We start from the raw sequence: 16,941 nt of genomic DNA, 5'->3' as shown, positions 1-16,941 counted from the left end.
GTGGCTGTCGTCAGGGGCTCGCTCGGCGTCATCGGCTGCTGCCGCTTTGGGAGCCGACGGGGCCGGAGGGACACTGCTCGGCGGGAGGGTGGCGGGGCGCGGCGGCAGGCCGGGCAGGCTGTTCGCACCTAGTTTCAGGGGTACCGATGCCGGGTGTTCGCCCTCTTGCTCCTCAGGGCCTAGGAGAGACGGAGTTGGTGCCTGCTGCGGATGTTCCTCGGCAGGGCTGTGATCGAAGCTCATGACGTTCGCGCCCCGCCTCAGCCGATCGTGCCTGTTACCTCGATGCCGACCTGCTCACCGGTTTCCCCGATGGTTTCGGCCTCTTGGTCGATCCGCGCCCGTCCACGATCGGTGATGCCGCCGCCGACGCGCATACCGACTTGCTTGCCATCAAGGGAGTCGGCGCGCTGTGAGACCTCCACTCCAGGCCGGTCTGCCTCCTTCTCGTCGCCGAAGGGCAAGCGGCGTCCGTAGACCTCCTCCAAGTCCCGACGGAGGAGTCCGAGGGTCTCCCTCAGCTCGGTGTCATCGCCGTGGAGGAACTCGGGACGCGACACGTAGACGCGGAGCGCGCCGTGGGCCCCGGTAATGCGTGCGACCCGTTCGTCGGTGAGCGCCGGAGTGCTGACCAGAAGGGGCTGCGCCTGCCCCGAGACTTGTTCCGGCTGCTCCATCGGCACTCGACCTGCTCGGCGGTCCAACACTGCACCCGCTCGGTCGAAGAGGAACCTGACCGCTTCGGTCAGCAGCGTCCCTGCGAGGACCGGAAATGCCAACGGATCCATATATGTGCTTCCTCCCCCTGGGTCCGCACGACCGTCGCATCGCCAATCGGCAGGTGCGAACGGCATTTACGCGGATCAAAACGGGCTTCACCGTATGAGGGTGATCAGGGGTATGGACAGAGTGGAAAACGGTCACCGGACGAAGTGGCCGAGGAGTAGGTGTTGACGGTTCTTAGCCTCACTGTTCGCCCTGAGTGATGAGCTCGTGGCTGCACGTGCTTGCGGCGGCAGTTCTTGCCTTTCGGCCGGAACCATATGATGTTCGACTGGTGTTCGTGTCTGATTCGCGATCATCTTCACCTCCGGCTGGTCATGCTTCATCACCGCAACACGACCGCTCCCGGACCCTCAAGGTCCACCTCTCTAGCGTCCAAGATCAGGGGCCAGGCCCCATGTAGGTCGCTCGTGGATGGGCGTACACCCCGCTGTTCTCGCCCCAGCTCTGCCTTGCGCGGTCATGGGACCGGCAATGGCCAGAGGCTGCTCCTGAGCCATCCCTGACTTGTTTCAGCGAGCTCTAACGGCCCTGTTCAGCGGTCGGTCATGCGCTGCGGTCTCGAGCCGTCGGGAGCGAACCCGGCCGTGCGGAAGGCGTTGCGGATCTCCGTCAGGGGTTCGCGGTCGCGGTTGAAGCGGAGCTTGTTGGTGAGGAGGACGGCCCACCGGCCCCGGGTCGGGCTGATCCACATGCCCGTGCCGGTGAAGCCGTAGTGGACCCAGATGTCCTGGTCGGGTTCGGCGCCCGGTGCGGGGTGCCAGAAGAGGCCGCGGGCGGGGGTGAGGGCGCCTGTTTGGATGCGGAGGGACTCCTTGATCCAGCTGGGGCCGAAGGCGGCCGGGGTGGGCTGGAGCATGTGGCGGAGGAAGAGGGCGAGGTCGTCGAGGACGGAGAAGGTGCCGGCGATGCCGCAGACGCCGCCCAGGAGTCGGGCGGAGAAGTCGTGGGCGGTGCCCTTGAGGTGGGTGCCGGTGGTGTCGTCGTACTCGGTGGGGGCGGAGCGGGCCACCTCGGCGGCGGAGAGGGGGCCGAAGCGGGTGCGGGTCATGCCCAGGGGGTGCCAGACGCGGGCGGTGGCGAGCCGGCTCAGGGGCTCGCCCGAGAGGCGCTCTGAGAGGTAGCCGAGGATCAAGGCGGCCCGGTCGGTGTACTCAACGGCCTCGCCCGGCGGGCGGTGGAGGGCCTCGTGGAGGACGCCGTCGCGGACGTCCTGGGGGTCGGTGCCGTAGAGGTTCTTCAGGTTGGCGCGCAGGGGCAGGCCCGCGGTGTGGGTCAGGAGGTGGTGGGCCGTGGCCCGGGCCAGGGGGTGGCTGGCGACCTCGTCCCAGAAGGTGCCCAGAGGGGCGTGGAGGTCGAGCTTGCCCTCCTCGGCGAGCGCGCCGATCGTGGACCAGACGGCGAGGATCTTGGTGAGGCTGGCCACGTCGAAGACGGTGTCCAGCCGCATCGGTTCGTCGGGCCGGTCGGGGTCGAGGAGGCCGACGGCTCCGCTCGCGCGGATGCCGTCGGCGTCCCCGACCGCCCACACCGCGCCGGGGTAGACCTGCTCGCGTACGCCGGTCTGCAGGAGGTCTTCGATTCGGGCGGTGGAGGGCGTGGTCATGGTCTCCCGATCGTCGTGCGGCCGCGGGTGGTCCGTCGGTCAGGGTAGTGAGGCCGCCAGGACTGTTCCGGTTCCGCCACGGGCGGAGTCAGGCGAGCTGGAGGCGGAAGCGATCTCGGCTCGCTTCTCCCTCCGACTCTCAGTGGGGATCTGGGTGACGAATTCGGGTGCGCGAATCGGCGTCGGCGTACCGTGCTGGGGGTGACGGATACGACTCGAGAAGATGCTCTGACGGCAGCGCTGCCTAGCCTGTCCGACGCGTTCGGGCTGGGCGCGGTGAGTGATCGGCGGTTCCTTGCCCACGGCCTGATGAACCGGAACTGGCGGCTTGTGACCGCTGCTGGAGTGTTCGCGCTCAAGGAGATCACCGATGTTCCTCTGCCGAAGGTCCGCAGGAACCTTGCGGTCCTCCTGGACCTGGCTCGCGAGGGCATCCCCGTGCCGGCGCCGCTGAGCGCGGCCAACGGTGACCTCGTGGCGGAAGTCGGTGGTCACGGCTACTGCGTCCTGCCGTGGGTGGACGGCGAGCACCTTCAAGGGACGGATCTCCCGCTCGACCAGGTGCGCGATCTCGGTGCTCTGCTGGGCCGCCTCCACGAGGGTTTGCGGCGGCATGGTCCCGGCCCAGTCCCGGAGCAGGCGCCAGTGGCGAAGGTCCGCGATGTGACCGAGGCCGACCGTGCGGCTGCTGCCCTCCTGAGCAGCTTGCCTTCCGCTCCGGTGACGGACTTCGACAAGGCCGCCGCCGAGGCCCTGCACGACCGCCGCGGCCTTCTTGCGCGGTACGCCGATGCCCGGCAGGACGGCGAGGTGCCGGCCGGGCCCTACGGGTGGACGCACGGCGATTTCCAGTACCGCAATCTGCTGCGCCGCGACGGCCGGGTGGTGGCGGTCCTGGACTGGGACCGGCTCGGTGTTCGTCCGTACGGGGAGGAGGTCGCGCGGACCGCGCAGGTGCAGTTCGGGGTCGGTGGCGTCTTCGACCTCGACCGTGTCGCCGCGTTCTGTTCCGGATACCGGTCCGTGATCGATCTGTCGGAGGAGGACCTCGCCGACGCGGTGAAGCGGCTGTTGTGGAAGCGGCTGACCGACTTCTGGCAGCTGGAGTTCTACCTCGACCGCCAGGACCCCGCCTTCGGCGAGATGTTCCTGACGGACGAGGCACTGCTGAACTGGTGGACCGACCGTGCCGACGAGGTGCAGGCCGCCTACGCGGCCCGTTAGCCGGCGGATGCTGCCGCCGGGATGAGCCCGGCGGCAGCCAGCTCGGGCAGGCACGGCCGGACCAGCGGCGCTGCCCCGGCGAGGGCCTTCGGGCCGAGGCCAGCCCGGTCAGCCGTCTCGATCGCCTGCACCCAGGCGTCCACGTCGTCGGGGTGGAGGATGATTCCGCCGTCTCTCACCGCCTCGGGAATGCCGCCGCGGGACGAGCCGATCGTGGGGACGCCGTGGAGTCCGGCTTCCACGATCACCCGGGGGAAGGCGTCCTCGACCTGGGAGGGCACGAGCAGCAGGTCGTTCGCGGCGTAGATCGGGCCCATGGCGTAGGTGCGGGACACCCAGTGCACGTTCGGGTACGCGGTGAACTCGCCAGCCGTGTCCCACCAGCCCTCGACGAGGGTGAACCGGCGGGCGGGCAACCGGCGGATCAGCTGGTGCAGGAGGGCCGCGCCCTTGGCGGGGATGGGATTGACCATCAACACGCCGCCGAGGATGCGACTGGCTGCGCCGCGCCCCGCGGCGAGGAGAGGCCCGGCGCCTTCGGCCGGCGCGAATGGCGGGTAGAAGGCGACTACCTTCGTGTCGGCGTGGGCCTGGGCCCGTCCCGCGACGAACTCCGACGTGGCGAGGGCGACGTGCGGTCGGCCGTGGAGGACGCCCATGCTGTTGGCCGAGACGGAGTGCAGCCATCCGGCGACCCGCGAGGACCGGCGGGCAAGCGAGGCCAGGTCGGCCGCCTGTTCCTGCGAGGTCACCACCAGATCCGGCCGGGCCTTGGTCAGGAGGCCCTTCAGGGTCGCTTCCACCCTGTCCTGCGGCACGGCTCGGCACGAGACGCCGTTCCACCGGTAGCGGACCTCCCCGTCGCCCTCCTCCCACACGGTTCCGTGGGCCTGGAGGTGGGCGCGCAGGTGGCCGATCTGGGCGGACCCGTTCCAGGGGGCCTCGTGGCTGCCGAGGTAGACGACCCGCCACCCGGCCCGGACGAACTCTTCCGCCAGGAGCTGCTGGGAGACCTCCGCGCCCCCGATCAGCAGCGGTGGCGGGGTCCGTCGCCATACGAACACCACCGTCGGGCGGGTCACCGGCCACCCGCCCAGTACGTGAAGAGGGCCTGCACGACGGCAGCCGTCTCCTGCCGGTCGCTGTCCCCGGAGGCGACGGCCAACTCCGCAGTCGCCGGGCGGTGGGCCGGGCGGCAGAAATAGTCGCGGAATTGCATGAGGAAGGCGGGATCGTGGAGGAAGTACTCCGGCTCGACCTCGTGGTGTCCGGCGGCCTTGCGCCGCAGGTGTAAGTGCTCGGGCGTCACGTCCAGGTACAGGGTATGGTCCGGCCTCAGGTGCGGCATCTCCTCGGCCAGACGGGTCAGTTCGGGCAGGACGTCGAAGCCGTAGATCTCGTCCATGGCGTGAGCGTGGGCGAGGAGGGTGTCGACGGTCCGGTCCAGGACGACCAGCCCGCCGTGGCGGCGAGCTGCGTCCACGCGGTTGCCCTCGATCTCCATGAACGTCATGAACGCCTCCACCTGCTCGTCTGCCGACCGGGTGGAGGGGGTGGGGATGTCCTCGCGGCGCGCGAACGACTTCACGTAGCAGGAGAAGAAGAGCGTGTCCCGCATCGCCGGCACCCGGCGCAGCCGCCCCAGGGCAGAGGTCTTGCCCCCGTACGAGGGGCCTTCCAGGCCGAGGATCATCACGACCCCCCGAGTCGGTAGAAGCGTTCCGCGAACTGGCCCCGCGGACGGCCGTCCGGGTCGGGCAGCAGGTTGGCGGCGACGGTGTGGGCGTGCCGGATCGGCCGGTACATCTTCCGCGCGGGGTGCATCTGCGAGCCGTGCATGTGCAGCAGGGTCACCTTGTCCAGGACGGTGGCCGTGATGTCCTCCAGCTCCGGTTCGAAGACATCGCGCACCCGCTGTCGGAACAGCTGCCGGTCGCATCCTGACAATCCGTACGTGGACCAGAAGGCGGCGTCCTCCCAGAACCACCGGCAGCCCAGGCGGCGCGTCGCCTCGTGGACGGCGAGGTGGTCCGGGTGGCGCGTGACGGCGGCCGGGGCGAGCAGCTCTGCGTCGTCCATCCCGTCCAGCACCTCGGCGAGTTCGGAGGTGATCCGGTCCACCTGGGCGGGTTCGGGTGCCCGATAGGGCTTCTCGGCGTCCTTGTGCCCCAGGCCAACCCGGGCCGCCCCCAGGGGCAACAGGGACTGGGCGGCTTCGCGGTCGCGGAGTCCGGAGACCGTCTCCACGCTGTTGTAGGTGCTTTCGAGGGAGGGGTGGACGCTGCGGGAGCGGGTGAAGACGGTGACCACGGTCAGCGGTCGGGGACGGGCGAGGAAGGTCCCGGAGGCGGACAGGACGAAGTCGTCGTGGTGAGGTTCGATGACGACCACCGGCCGCCCGGACGGCTTGCGCGGCTCGATCCAGTACGGCGCGAGGGTCAGCGGCGCCGTCAGCGTCATGATCTCCTTCGCCCGGGTCAGGGAGTCCATCCAGGACCGGTGCGCGGTCAGGAGGTCGGTGGGGAAGGTGTAGATGCCGTCGGCGTCCGGCAGGGGAAGGAGGGTCACCTGGGGTTCTCCAATCATCGGACGGTGGTGGCGTACCAGTTGCGCCAGAAGCGGGGCGAGGCCAGGCCGAGGCGGACGACCACGGGGTTCTGCCACCAGAGCATCCGGGCCGTGGACCAGGCGTCGTAGCGGCGGGTGGAGGGCCGCACGCGGAGGTCTTCGAGGACCGCGACCGGCCCGCCCGTGCGGCGGCCGTAGGCGGCCAGGCGGGCGAAGAACTCCATGTCCTCGCTCATGAAGTAGTCCGGTCGGTAGCCGTGTACTGCCTTGAAGGCGTCCCGGGTGCAGAACTGGTTGACGCCTTGGGCGCCCCCGTGGCGGGCGCGGTGGTGGTCCCAGTAGGCGCACAGCAGACGGGCCCCGAACCGGGCGGGGGTGTAGAGCGGTGGGATCGCCCCGCCGACGGCCCCGGCGTCCATCGCGGCAACGGCGGCCGTGATCCCCTCCAGCGGCAGGGCCACGTCTGCGTCGACGAAGAACAGCATCCGCCCCTCGGCCTCGCGGGCTCCGGTGTTCCGGGCCAGGCCGATGCTGCGGACCAGCTCCGTCACCACCCTGGCGCCCAGCTCCTTCGCGACGGGGGCGGTCTCGTCGGTAGAGGCGTTGTCCACGACGATCACCTCTCCGCGCCGGCCGGAGCCTGCCTCCCAGGCGCGCAGGGACGCGAAGACCGTGGGCAGGTAGCGGGGCAGGTACTCGGCCTCGTTGTAGGCGGGGATGATCACCGACAGATCGGGGTCGGTCACAGCGCGGTCCTTCCTGAGTGTGGGGACAGGGCAAGGTGCAGGCGGGCCGCCCAGGCGTCGCGGTCGCGGCCCTCCCGGTGGGCGGCATAGGTCCAGCCGCGTACGGCCTGGAAGGCCACGTAGGCATCCAGGAGTCGGGTGTCGACGGGCCGTCCGTAGGCAGCGGCCACGAACAACCGGTCGGACGGCTCCAGGGCGTCGCAGGTCACGAGGGTCTGGGCGAGGTCGTACTCGGGGACCTCCACGGTTGCGGCCTCGAAGTCCACGAGGCAGTCGGGGAGGCGGGGCCGGCCGTGTTCGCCGACGGTGAGGCGTCGGTCGTCTCCGCAGATCACGTTCTCCAGGTGCAGGTCTCCGTGGCACCACACGAGTCGTTCCAGGCGTGCCCCGGCCGCGATGACCTCCAGGGCGGGAGCGAGCCGGACGAAGACCTGCTTGGGGCAGTGGGCGGCCAGAGCGCTGACCTGCTGGCCGATGCCTGGCGCCAGGGGGACCCCGGCCGGGGCCTTGACGCTATGGAAGGCAGCCATCAGCAGGGCGAGCCTCAGCAGTGCCGCCGGACGCGGCATCTGCCCGGCTCGGACGGCATCCCCCAAGGTGCTCGTTCCGGCATCGGTGGCGACCAGGGCAGAGACGGTCAGGCCGGGAACCGGCCCGTACCCGATCACGGTCGGCACCCGCACCCGCCCGGCGGCGGTGACGGCGGCCAGGAGGCGGGCCTCGTCGACAGCGCCGTGGGTGCCGTCGACCGCGAACAGCTTGACCACCACCGGGCGGCCGTCGGCGAGACGGACGCGGTAGACGGCCGTCTTCGGCCCGCTGCGGACCCGGACCGTCTCGGCCGGAACCGACCCGGCCAGCTCCGCGCAGGCCCGCTCCACCGCCAGGACCGTGCCGCCGGTCACCGTGCACCTGCTCCGGTTAGGTGCCGCAGCGTGCGGTGCATCTGCTGCCGATAGGTGCGCACGTCTTCCGTGCCGGGGCAGGAACGTATCCACGGCTTCTGGCCCCCGACGAAGTGCACCACGTGCCCGTCTCGGCGGGTGACCGGGCGGCGGAGGACCCGGCGGACCCAGTCCCCCCGCTCGAGGAACCGGTCCACTTCGAACCGGTTGAACACCGGCCCGACCGGGTGCGCGGTCCCGGAGGACAGCAGCCACAGGTTCAGGGCGCACTGGTCGTTGTGCTTGATGTACTGCCGCCCACCGACCAAAGCCCGCTGGACCCCGGCCCGCATGGGGGCGAGCATCGGCGCGGGGACCCACAGCATCCCCGCGTTGAAGTAGGTGCGCCCGACCAGGTGGGGCCAGCGCTCGGCGACGCCGGGCAGTGCCGGGCACTGGCCGACGGCCGGGTTGAACTCGTCCTGCACGGCGCCGATCCGGTCCGCCGGCAGTCCGTCCAGAGGCGTGGAGAGGTCGGCGCGTACGTGGACGTCGGCGTCTACGTAGATCAGGAACGGACGGTCGAGGAAGCAGGGGGTGAATCCGAACCTCAGGTAGGTGGCGACCGAGATGTAGGCGGTGTCCGCCATGACGCTCTCGGGCGGCGGGGCCTGCCAGCGCAGGTCGAAGGAGCCGAACCCGCAGCGGCGGGCGAAGGACTCCATCACGGCGGCCTGCCCCGGGGACAGGCCGTTGGTCAGTACCCGTACCGCGCTCTCGCGGCGATCGGCCACCGACAGGTGGTCGGCGACCGACCCGAGTGTGACCAGGGCGGGCAACAGGTATTGGGCATCGACGCACATGCCGATCGCGTACACGCGGGTGCCTCCAGGGCGAGGTTCGACGGGACTGGCCGGCAGGGCCGGGGCATGGTGGCCGGCCCCTCGCCCGAATTCGGGGGAGCTGACCGCCTCACCGGTGTCGGCGAGGTGCTGCGGTCGCCTGCTGCGGCCGGGCAGGTGGAGGGCTTCCGGCGCCGACGCCCCAGGCAATCCGGCGCCGGAGGCGGTTCAGACAAGCCGCAGGAGGTCCGTGTTCCGGGCGAGGTGGGCCACCGACTTGGCCAGCAGCCGCAGCGCTATCGCCGGATCGCTCCCGCAGTCCCGGGCGACCTTGCGGGCGAACCGCACGGTGCTGGCCGCGATGTCCTTCTCCCGGCTCTCCGGCAGCAGGTCCGCGTACCGTTCGGCGGGCACCGCGAGGGTGTGGATGTGCCCGCGCAGCCGCTCCCGCAGCCGTACGGACGCCTCCCCGGCCGGGTGGTGGTCGGCGAGGGTGAGGGCAGCCTCGACGTCCCCGGCGACGGCGGCAGCCGCAGAGGCGATCACCGTCTCCTGGTCGGCGGAGGTGACCGTGGGCACCTCGACCGGGGCTGCCGCCATTTCGTGCGCGAGTACGGTCACGATTCCGCTCCCATCCGCCTGCTGCCGGTTCGGCTGTGCGGACAAGTAACCAGTGTGCGAGCCGTGTTGGACATGACGAATCCGCTCGCAGCTACTCGCGTGACCACTGACGAAAAGTCCCGACCTGCGCTACCTCGGATGGCGGCCCCGCCTCTACCGTGACTGCATGGTGCGGAAGCGGAACGCGGAATTAGAGACCTGGATGAAGGAACACGGGCTCAGTGCCGGCGCTCTTGCCGAGAAGGTCAACGACGCCATGGCGGACCTCACCGGCCACCGCGGCGCAGTCACCGAACGGACCTTCTACCGGTGGCTGTCAGGAGAGAACCGCTCGCCCCAGGACCGCCAGTGGCAGGCCCTGGAGGCCGTCTCCGGGCTTCCTGGGACCGACCTGGGGTTCGTGCCCCGTGCCCGCCCCCGCCCCGCAACGCCCTCAGCGCGACTGGAGGACCCTGTGCTTGGCCGTCGAAGCTTCATCTCCGTAGCCACCGGCGCCGCCGTCGCCGTGTCCACCGGCACCGCGACCGCAGCCACCCGACCCACCGTCGGACACTCCGACGTCGACCGCCTGCGCGTCCTCCTGGCCGAACTGTGGCTCCTGGACGACCAGAACGGCGGCGGTCCCGTTCTGGAGAAGCGCGCCGCCGACCTCGCCGCCCGTACGCTCAGCCTCCAGCAGCACGGCTCCGCCAGCCAGCGCGTCCGCTCGCGCCTCTATGCCGTCGCTGCGTCCTTCACGGCCTTCGCCATGTTCTCCGCCATCGACGCCCGCCGACTGGGGGAGGCCCAGCGCTACCTGGAGCAGTCCGTGACCCTCGCAGGGCTTTCCGGAGACGGTCAGGTCCAGCACCAGACCTGGCGGTACGCCGCCATGCTCGCCGGGCAGCGGGGCCGGTACGCCGACGCCCTCGCCGCGGCCGAAGCCTGCACGGGCACCCGGGCGCACCGCACCGACCCCCTCTACGCCTCTCTGACCCACTCCCGCATCGCCCTGACCGCCGCCAGCCTTGGTGACAAGACCAGGGCCCTCCGAGCCCTGGACCGGGCCCACGGTGCCTACGACCGAGCCGATCCCGCCGAGGCCCGTCCGTCCTCCGTCGCCTTCTACACCCGGGGCGAGCTCCACGGCCTGACCGGAATCACTCACTACCGGCTCGGCGAGGCGGAGAAGGCCGAGTTCCATGCGCACCGGTGCATCGCGGACCTCCGCGACGACCAGCACCGCAACCGCGCCTACTACCTGTCCCAAGCGGCCCTCGCGCAGGTCGCGCAGGGTGATGTCGAGCAGGCCGTGGCCACCGCCACACGCGTCATCGCCCCGACCGGCGCCGACGCCGGCCGGGTCCCCCATCTCCTGGGCAGCTTCACTTCCGCACTCAACCAGGCGGCCCCCAAGTCCGCCGTTACCCGCCAGTGGAACGACCGCACCCGCACCGCCTGAACCCGCACGCGACGAGGAGCATCATGCCCACCCCGGAGATCACCCTTCACCGCTACGGCACCGACCAGCTGCCCACCATCCGCCCCACCCTGGTCGGCGTGTACGCCGAGGTGTACGAGAAGGAGATCGGCGAGGACCCGTTCTTCTCCGTGGACCGCTTCGAGGGTCGTCTCACCGGCCACTCCTCCCGCCCGTCCTGGGAGGCCGTGGTCGCCTACGACGGTGGCGAGGCCGCCGGCTACGCCTACGCCGCGGCCCTGCCCCAGAACACCGGCTGGTGGGCCCACATGCTCCAGCCGTTTCCCGAGGCGGACACGACCGAGGACGGCACCCGAACCCTCGCCCTCTTCGAGATCATGGTCCGGGCTCCCTGGAGGGGCACGGGTCTGGCGCACCGGATCCACGAGGAACTGCTGGCCGGCCGCACTGAGGAGCGCGTCACGCTGCTCGTCGAGCCCGGACACCCGAAGGTGAAGGCCCTCTACGAGGGGTGGGGGTACCAGCACATCGGTGATCAGCAGCCGTTCCCCGACGCGCCGGTGTACACCACCATGCTCCGCGCACTCAGGTGACGGCGGTACATATGCAGGGCGATCCTCACGCCGGGGACGGGACCCCGGGCACGCTCCCTCCCTCGTGGATTCCGGGGTCGTGATGGTGAGTCCTATCAGTCGCTGAGGAGTTGATCGGTGGCGTCCTGGACTCGGGCCGTCGCCCGGCGGACCGAGTCGAGTGCGGCGTTGACCTGGGTGTCGGTCGGCTGGGCGCCTGAATTGACGGCGCGGGTCAGCTGGTTCAGGTTGTTGCCGATCTGACCGAGTTGCCTGCGGGCAGCGAACAGCTCGCTGACGGTCTCACGGCGCCCGGCGATGGCTGCGGCGCTGTTGCCCGGGTCGTGGGCTGCGCTGAGGGCCGCTCGGGCGAAGAAGCCGGCGACGGTGCAACCGACGGCCTTGGCGGCGGTCACGACGAGCGCGTGCTCGTCGTCGTTCATGCGGACGCTGCACACTTTGGAGCGCTGGGGGTGCTTGTGGTGACGGCGTCGTGTGCGGGGCGCTAGAGGGACAGCGGAGGCGTACGTGGTTTCGTACGCCGACTGTTGCTCGTTCCCCGGCTGCGTCCGTCCCGAGGTCTCCGCCTCCTCGTCAGGCGTCCCCCGGCGCCGGACGAGGCTCCGTCCCCCTGGGGCGGTGGGTCCTTTGGATACTCCGCCGATGGTGGAGTGTCCAAAGGGATAACTTGCTCCGTCTCGGGCTTGGGTAGGGGCCGGGTGCTGGCGGCCGTTGGTCTCGTGGTTGCGGGGTCGTCGTGCAAGAGCGTGCCTCCTGGCGGTTGGGCTGGAGCGGCTTCGGTGCTGTGGGGATAGGGCGTACGAATGCCAGCTCGCCGCGCGACGGATGCGCGGGTGAGCAGCGTGACTTCGGACGGGGCTTACGCGGCGTTCGCTCTGCCGCCGTCGAGTTCGGCCTGGACCTGCCGGGTGATCTTGTTCCGGCGGTCCCTGCCGATGGGGAGGCCGCGAGCGCGGACAGCCGTCTCGATGTGGCGGCTTGACGCGCGTCCATCGCGTCCGAGCGGGGCGGTGAGGGCGATGGCGAAGAGCTCGTCGTCGGTGGCGGCGGGCTTGCGACCGGTGCGCTTCTTCGGCGGGACGTGGGTTTCCGCCACTTGGTCGGTCTCTTCCGCCACATCGGCTGATTCGCCCTGTACGGCGTCAGCCGGAGTGGGGCGGTCACCCTCCCGGCCCTCGGGCCGTTCCGGGAGCGGCGCTGTGGCGGTGTGTGCGCGGGGACGATCCAGGTCCGCGGGATGCACTGCGGTGTCTCCTGCCGGAAGGCAATGGTGGCGGGAGTCGCCGGAGGCGACATGGCGGTGGATCTGCCGCATGAGGACGCCGAAGGCGAAGAGCGCGGCTGCTGGTGGGACAGCGGCGACGACGTAGTCGAGGGCCGGGGCCGGGACGCCGTCGGTGCTGCTGACGCCGGCGACGTTCAGGGCGATCGAGCCCAGCGATCCGGCAGCGGTTAGGGCTATCGCCCACCCGTCAGTTTCCCGGCGGAGGCTGGCGCGGAGCATGAGCACTTCGCCGGCGACGATGAAGGCATCGAGCGTTGCCGGCCACGCCCACTGGCGGGCTGGGGAAGCGCTGAGGCCGTGCTGCCCCGCGACTTCGGCGAGATGCGCGTAGGAGAGCCAGAACCCGGCTGCGGTGAGCGCGACGATGACGCAGCCTGCGACGGCCAGGGCGTACCGCTCGGCCGTCTGGGTGCGGTGGGAGGTGGTGGTCAAGCGGGTGGTGCTCCAAAGGGTGGGCGCGTTCAAGCGGCAGGGGAGGTGCGGCGGCGGTCGGCGCCGTCGAGGACGACCCGGTGGGTCATCTCGGAGAGGCGGGAAGCGACGCGGTCGCCGAGGGCGGTGCGGAGCTGGGGGATGGGAAGGTTGGTCGTGAGCAGGGTGGGGCGCAGGTACTCGTACCGGTGGTTGATCAGCCGGTAGGTCAGCTCCTCCGTCCACTCGCTGCCCTTGGCGGCGCCGAGGTCGTCCAGGAGCAGCAGCGGGCAGCGGGCCAGGGTGTGCAGCTCACGTTCCGCGTCGAGCCCTGGGCGCGGTCTCAGGCGGGCGTACAGGTCAGCGGCTGTGACCGCCTCCCAGCGCAGGCGGACGCCGGCAGCGAGCAGGGCGCGGACGGCTCCGTAGGCATGGTGGGTCTTGCCGGTGCCGGTGGGACCTGCGATCAGCAGCGACGGGCCCTCTGCGATGCCCCGCGTCCCGCTCGGGCCGGGGCGCCCGGCACACACGATCTCGTCCACCCAGGCGCTGACTTGGGGGTGATCGGCGCGGGCGTGCCGGTATCGCGGGGGGATTCGGGCGTCGGCCAGTTCCAGTGCGCTGACAGGCTCGGGCGTGGGCTCCGGTTCCTCCGAGCCGATGACGGGATCCATGCCCCGGCGGGCCAGGATGCTCGCCACAGCCCGGACGGCCTGACCGGAGGGCTGGGGCAGGGTGGTGGCGGTCAGAGCGCACCCCCGTAGGCAGCGGCGACGTCGGTGGGGTTGGTCCAGGGACGGTGGGGGACGGCGATCGTGGGCGCCCCCGCGTTCATGACTTCGTGCACGACACTGGCCAGGGTCTTCGGGTGAAGGCCCTTGGTCCGCTGGCGGTCCAGACCGGCTCGTACATGGGCGGGGTCGATGCCCTCGGCGAGGAGCTTGGCGGCTTCTCGTCCGAGCTGCCCGAGCACGCTCGTGGGCGGACGGTGTTCGCAGGCCGCGACGTACTCGGTGACGAGGTCCTTCGCCGAGACGGTCTGGGGCGCGGGGGCGGTCGCGCCCCCCAACGGGGTAGTTCCTAGTTCCCTGTTCCTAGGTCCTAGATCCGGACGCTGAGGGCTCACGTCAGGCTCCGTGAGCCCTTCCTCAACCGGCTGTGAGGGCTCACTGAACGGCCCTTGACCTGCAGATTCTCGGCTCACGGCAGGCTCCCTGTCTGCTGCCTGACCCGTCCTGGAGGCCTCCGTGACGGCTCCGTGCACCGGCAGTGAGGGCTCACGCGGGACGCCGAGGTCGTGGTGCGGGCAGGACGGGATCCTGCTGATGCTGGGGCGGTTGATCTTCTGGTGGAGGGAGAAGGCGACGACGTGCAGGTACTGCCTTCCGTCCTCGCCTTCGTAGCGGCAGATCAGGCCGGCCGCGTCGAGCTGCGTCAGATCCTCCTCGACCTCCACCGGGCCGTGTTCGCGGCGTAGCGACCACAGCTGCCCGGCGATGACGGCGGCCTGGTCGCGGATGCGGCCCTTGTCGTCGGCTTGGGTGAGCAGGCCGAAGAAGGTCCGCTCGGCGCTCAGGGACACGGCCGCCAGGGACTCGGAGGCGAAGGCCTCGGGCTTGATGGTGCGGATACGGGCGATGGAGATCGACCGCCTTTCGAAATCGGGGAAGGGAACCGGCCGGGCCGGGGTGCGTGGACAACACAGCCACACCCCGGGTCCAGAAGTCCAGACTTGACTCAAGCGGCCGTGAAAGGTTTTCCGGTCGCACGACCGTAAACCCGAAACGCCGGTCGGCGAAATCACCCGCGATATTCATCGTCGGCACGGGATCGCTCACAGCAGACGGGGAATGCCTTCCCGAACCTCCGGCGGGCAAGCTACAACACACCAATGCCGCCACGCCCTCTCGAAATCGGACCCGCCGGACGCGCCGCCGCCCACGCCATCGAACGCACCCGCGTGGCCCGTGGCTACTCCCAGCGCCAGCTCGCCGCCCGCATCACCGCACTCGGCCGCCCCATCACCTTCACCGCGCTCTCCCGCATCGAACGCACGGTCCGACGCTGCGACATCGACGACCTCGTCGCCATCGCTGCCGCCCTCGGAACCCCTCCGCAGATCTTGCTGGCGACGGCGCCGGTCCACCTGGCTCCGGCCGGGGTGGGCGGAATATAGCCGACGATCCCCGGTTTCCGAAACCGGGGATCGTCCGGACCATTGGTGGTCCTGGACGTCTTCGCCACCCATGGGTGGCAGGGCGCTTTCATTCCCTTCTTCTGCCTTAAGGATTCTCGCTTGTCTTCTATCGACGCGCTCTCCTCCATCAGCGCTGCCACATTCCGCCGCCGTCCGGCCATCGGTCGCGCGTTTCTTGGCGTGCATGACGCAGCTGAATATCTCGGCATTTCACCCAAGACGCTTTACGTCTGGCGTCACCGGCGCCAGGGTCCGCCGAGTTTCCGCATGGGTGCCCGCGGGCGGGTGACGTACCGGATCGATGCGCTCGATGCCTGGATACGGGAGCAGGAGCAGGCGGATTCCCGATCCAACCCCGCTCTCAACCCCGTGAGCACCGCACCGCAGCGGCGCGGCGCCTACTCGGCAACCGTCTGACGCCTCCCGGCCGCCCCTCCCGACCCCCTACCTGCAAGGAAACACTTGGCCGGCTACATCGAAGACCGCTGGATCAACAAGAAGAAGGACCCCGTAACCGGCAAGCGCGAGCGCACCACCCGGTACGGAAAGGGGAGTCGCTACCGGGTCGCGGGCATCCCGGGTGTCAGGGGCATGTCGTTCGACACCCTGGAGGACGCCAAGGCGTGGCTCCGCAGGGCCGGCACCGACAGCGAGCGGGGCGAGTTCGTCGACCCGCGAGACGGCTCCATCACCCTCGCCGACTACGTCACGCGCCACTGGCAGGCGGGCGTACGGGGCGCACCGGGCACGGTCAAGCGGGTTGACGAGCGAGTTCGCCTCCACGTCCTTCCGCACATCGGCGAGGTGGCGCTGCGGGACGTCTCCGCGTCCGTCCTGCGCGGCTACATCGCCACGCTCGAAGGCGAGTGCGCGCCGCGCTACGCCCGGCAGATCCTCACCACGCTCTCGAACGTCTTCGAGACGGCGATCGACGACAAGCGGTTGGTCCGCAATCCGATGCGCGCCAAGTCGGTGCGCTGGCCGAAGGCTCCCGAGGACCAGCGGGAGGCGTGGCTGCTGGGGACCGCGCAGCGGGTACGGGACGTCATCAACCAGCGGTACCGGATCGCCGTCGTCGTCGCCCTCGGGTGTGGGCTGCGCCAGGGGGAGGTCTTCGGGCTGTCACCAGCGGACGTCGACTTCGAGCGCGGCCTCATCCGCGTCCGCCGACAGGTCCAGCTCCTGTACGGCCGCCTGTACTTCACTCTCCCCAAGGGCGGGAAGACCAGGGTCGTCGACATGCCACCTTCGGCTGCCACCGAGCTGCGCGCACACTTCCTGCGGCATCCGGCTGTCGAGGTCGAGCTGCCCTGGGGCGGCCCGGAAGCTGATCGGGAGAAGCGCTCCTTCCCGCTGGTCCTTGCCACGACCTACGGCAACGCGATCCGCGCCAACATCTTCAACGACGAGGTGTGGAAGCCCGCTCTCGCGAAGGCCGGAGTGATCCCCGTGCGGGAGAAGGGCCAGCGCTGGAAGGCGTCTCGCAAGGACGGCTTCCACGTCCTCCGGCACACCTACGCCTCCGTGATCCTCGAGGCGGGTGAGTCCGTCGTCACCCTCGCCCGATGGCTCGGTCACTCCAGCCCGACCATCACCCTCGACCACTACGCCCACTTCATGCCCGAGGCCGGAGGCAAGGGGCGCGCGGCAGTCGATGCGCTGCTCGGCGCGCGGTGCCCTTTGCCATCCAATCGAGTCGTATGACGGTGAATCTAGCCGTACGTGAGCACGCTCCTGATCCAAGGGGCACAACCTGTGACG

Annotated in this window: 19 protein-coding genes; 6 read left to right on the top strand and 13 right to left on the bottom strand. The window is 70.3% G+C overall.

Annotated elements, in window-relative coordinates:
* Window positions 1–260: 260 nt before the first annotated feature.
* Both AB0O29_RS00515 and AB0O29_RS00510 read right to left on the bottom strand, forming a co-directional pair.
* The gene (locus AB0O29_RS00515) at window positions 261–788 is read right to left on the bottom strand and encodes a hypothetical protein (RefSeq protein WP_365143730.1); all 528 of its coding nucleotides are present in this window, start codon (window positions 786–788) and stop codon (window positions 261–263) included.
* Between the two features lie 530 nt (window positions 789–1,318).
* On the bottom strand, window positions 1,319–2,389 hold the full coding sequence (locus AB0O29_RS00510) for a serine hydrolase domain-containing protein (RefSeq protein WP_365143727.1): 1,071 nt from the start codon (window positions 2,387–2,389) through the stop codon (window positions 1,319–1,321).
* 201 nt (window positions 2,390–2,590) lie between these two features.
* Here AB0O29_RS00510 and AB0O29_RS00505 point away from each other — a divergent pair, with 201 nt between their 5' ends.
* On the top strand, window positions 2,591–3,613 hold the full coding sequence (locus tag AB0O29_RS00505; protein WP_365143724.1) for a phosphotransferase: 1,023 nt from the start codon (window positions 2,591–2,593) through the stop codon (window positions 3,611–3,613).
* On the opposite strand, the gene AB0O29_RS00500 is transcribed toward AB0O29_RS00505, so the two are convergent.
* From AB0O29_RS00500 to AB0O29_RS00470, 7 genes are all read right to left on the bottom strand, one after another.
* Window positions 3,610–4,695 (bottom strand): glycosyltransferase, encoded by a 1,086-nt coding sequence (locus AB0O29_RS00500; protein WP_365143721.1) that lies wholly within the window; start codon window positions 4,693–4,695, stop codon window positions 3,610–3,612. The genes AB0O29_RS00505 and AB0O29_RS00500 overlap by 4 nt on opposite strands.
* Window positions 4,692–5,306 (bottom strand): hypothetical protein, encoded by a 615-nt coding sequence (locus AB0O29_RS00495; protein WP_365143718.1) that lies wholly within the window; start codon window positions 5,304–5,306, stop codon window positions 4,692–4,694. The genes AB0O29_RS00500 and AB0O29_RS00495 overlap by 4 nt, the downstream gene beginning before the upstream one ends.
* Window positions 5,306–6,181, bottom strand: coding sequence for a PIG-L family deacetylase (locus AB0O29_RS00490; RefSeq protein WP_365143715.1), 876 nt, complete (start codon window positions 6,179–6,181; stop codon window positions 5,306–5,308). The genes AB0O29_RS00495 and AB0O29_RS00490 overlap by 1 nt, the downstream gene beginning before the upstream one ends.
* A 14-nt stretch (window positions 6,182–6,195) precedes the next feature.
* The gene (locus AB0O29_RS00485; protein ID WP_365143712.1) at window positions 6,196–6,927 is read right to left on the bottom strand and encodes a glycosyltransferase; all 732 of its coding nucleotides are present in this window, start codon (window positions 6,925–6,927) and stop codon (window positions 6,196–6,198) included.
* Window positions 6,924–7,832, bottom strand: a complete 909-nt coding sequence (locus AB0O29_RS00480; protein WP_365143709.1) for a phosphotransferase — start codon at window positions 7,830–7,832, stop codon at window positions 6,924–6,926. The genes AB0O29_RS00485 and AB0O29_RS00480 overlap by 4 nt, the downstream gene beginning before the upstream one ends.
* Window positions 7,829–8,674 carry a glycosyltransferase gene (locus AB0O29_RS00475; protein ID WP_365143706.1) on the bottom strand — a complete coding sequence of 282 codons (846 nt, stop codon included), beginning with the start codon at window positions 8,672–8,674 and terminating at the stop codon, window positions 7,829–7,831. Before AB0O29_RS00475 ends, AB0O29_RS00480 begins: the two co-directional genes overlap by 4 nt.
* 207 nt (window positions 8,675–8,881) lie before the next feature.
* Window positions 8,882–9,274 carry a hypothetical protein gene (locus tag AB0O29_RS00470; RefSeq protein WP_365143703.1) on the bottom strand — a complete coding sequence of 131 codons (393 nt, stop codon included), beginning with the start codon at window positions 9,272–9,274 and terminating at the stop codon, window positions 8,882–8,884.
* A 166-nt stretch (window positions 9,275–9,440) separates the two neighbouring features.
* Here AB0O29_RS00470 and AB0O29_RS00465 point away from each other — a divergent pair, with 166 nt between their 5' ends.
* Both AB0O29_RS00465 and AB0O29_RS00460 read left to right on the top strand, forming a co-directional pair.
* Complete coding sequence (locus AB0O29_RS00465) at window positions 9,441–10,715, top strand: Tat pathway signal protein (protein ID WP_365143700.1); 1,275 nt, start codon at window positions 9,441–9,443, stop codon at window positions 10,713–10,715.
* Window positions 10,716–10,738: 23 nt separating this feature from the next.
* Window positions 10,739–11,287 carry a GNAT family N-acetyltransferase gene (locus AB0O29_RS00460; protein WP_365143697.1) on the top strand — a complete coding sequence of 183 codons (549 nt, stop codon included), beginning with the start codon at window positions 10,739–10,741 and terminating at the stop codon, window positions 11,285–11,287.
* Between the two features lie 95 nt (window positions 11,288–11,382).
* Here the strand turns inward: AB0O29_RS00460 and mobC are convergent, their stop codons facing one another.
* The 4 genes from mobC to AB0O29_RS00440 all read right to left on the bottom strand — a co-directional run bounded on the left by mobC (window position 11,383) and on the right by AB0O29_RS00440 (window position 14,622).
* Window positions 11,383–11,709, bottom strand: coding sequence for a plasmid mobilization relaxosome protein MobC (gene mobC, locus AB0O29_RS00455; RefSeq protein WP_365143694.1), 327 nt, complete (start codon window positions 11,707–11,709; stop codon window positions 11,383–11,385).
* Between the two features lie 437 nt (window positions 11,710–12,146).
* The gene (locus tag AB0O29_RS00450; protein ID WP_365143691.1) at window positions 12,147–13,004 is read right to left on the bottom strand and encodes a DUF2637 domain-containing protein; all 858 of its coding nucleotides are present in this window, start codon (window positions 13,002–13,004) and stop codon (window positions 12,147–12,149) included.
* Window positions 13,005–13,033: 29 nt separating this feature from the next.
* The gene (locus AB0O29_RS00445; protein WP_365143917.1) at window positions 13,034–13,657 is read right to left on the bottom strand and encodes an ATP-binding protein; all 624 of its coding nucleotides are present in this window, start codon (window positions 13,655–13,657) and stop codon (window positions 13,034–13,036) included.
* A gap of 71 nt (window positions 13,658–13,728) precedes the next feature.
* Window positions 13,729–14,622 (bottom strand): hypothetical protein, encoded by an 894-nt coding sequence (locus tag AB0O29_RS00440; protein WP_365143914.1) that lies wholly within the window; start codon window positions 14,620–14,622, stop codon window positions 13,729–13,731.
* 252 nt (window positions 14,623–14,874) lie between these two features.
* Here AB0O29_RS00440 and AB0O29_RS00435 point away from each other — a divergent pair, with 252 nt between their 5' ends.
* From AB0O29_RS00435 to AB0O29_RS00425, 3 genes are all read left to right on the top strand, one after another.
* Window positions 14,875–15,159, top strand: a complete 285-nt coding sequence (locus tag AB0O29_RS00435; protein ID WP_365143688.1) for a helix-turn-helix transcriptional regulator — start codon at window positions 14,875–14,877, stop codon at window positions 15,157–15,159.
* A gap of 120 nt (window positions 15,160–15,279) precedes the next feature.
* Window positions 15,280–15,597 (top strand): helix-turn-helix domain-containing protein, encoded by a 318-nt coding sequence (locus tag AB0O29_RS00430; protein WP_365143685.1) that lies wholly within the window; start codon window positions 15,280–15,282, stop codon window positions 15,595–15,597.
* A gap of 45 nt (window positions 15,598–15,642) precedes the next feature.
* Window positions 15,643–16,884, top strand: coding sequence for a site-specific integrase (locus AB0O29_RS00425; protein ID WP_365143682.1), 1,242 nt, complete (start codon window positions 15,643–15,645; stop codon window positions 16,882–16,884).
* Window positions 16,885–16,941 lie beyond the last annotated feature (57 nt).

This window comes from Streptomyces sp. NPDC089915 (assembly GCF_040684675.1).
In the GTDB taxonomy this organism is placed as follows: domain Bacteria; phylum Actinomycetota; class Actinomycetes; order Streptomycetales; family Streptomycetaceae; genus Streptomyces.
The sequence above is the reverse complement of the archived record's forward strand: the minus strand, read 5'-3'. Positions and strand labels throughout refer to the sequence as shown.

Excerpts from the sequence above, each read along its gene's own strand:
- AB0O29_RS00515 (WP_365143730.1), bottom strand. The coding sequence starts at position 788 with ATGGATCCGTTGGCATTTCCGGTCCTCGCAGGGACGCTGCTGACCGAA.
- AB0O29_RS00510 (WP_365143727.1), bottom strand. The coding sequence starts at position 2,389 with ATGACCACGCCCTCCACCGCCCGAATCGAAGACCTCCTGCAGACCGGC.
- AB0O29_RS00495 (WP_365143718.1), bottom strand. The coding sequence starts at position 5,306 with ATGATCCTCGGCCTGGAAGGCCCCTCGTACGGGGGCAAGACCTCTGCC.
- AB0O29_RS00475 (WP_365143706.1), bottom strand. The coding sequence starts at position 8,674 with ATGTGCGTCGATGCCCAATACCTGTTGCCCGCCCTGGTCACACTCGGG.
- AB0O29_RS00465 (WP_365143700.1), top strand. The coding sequence starts at position 9,441 with ATGGTGCGGAAGCGGAACGCGGAATTAGAGACCTGGATGAAGGAACAC.
- AB0O29_RS00460 (WP_365143697.1), top strand. The coding sequence starts at position 10,739 with ATGCCCACCCCGGAGATCACCCTTCACCGCTACGGCACCGACCAGCTG.
- mobC (WP_365143694.1), bottom strand. The coding sequence starts at position 11,709 with ATGAACGACGACGAGCACGCGCTCGTCGTGACCGCCGCCAAGGCCGTC.
- AB0O29_RS00445 (WP_365143917.1), bottom strand. The coding sequence starts at position 13,657 with ATGGATCCCGTCATCGGCTCGGAGGAACCGGAGCCCACGCCCGAGCCT.
- AB0O29_RS00435 (WP_365143688.1), top strand. The coding sequence starts at position 14,875 with ATGCCGCCACGCCCTCTCGAAATCGGACCCGCCGGACGCGCCGCCGCC.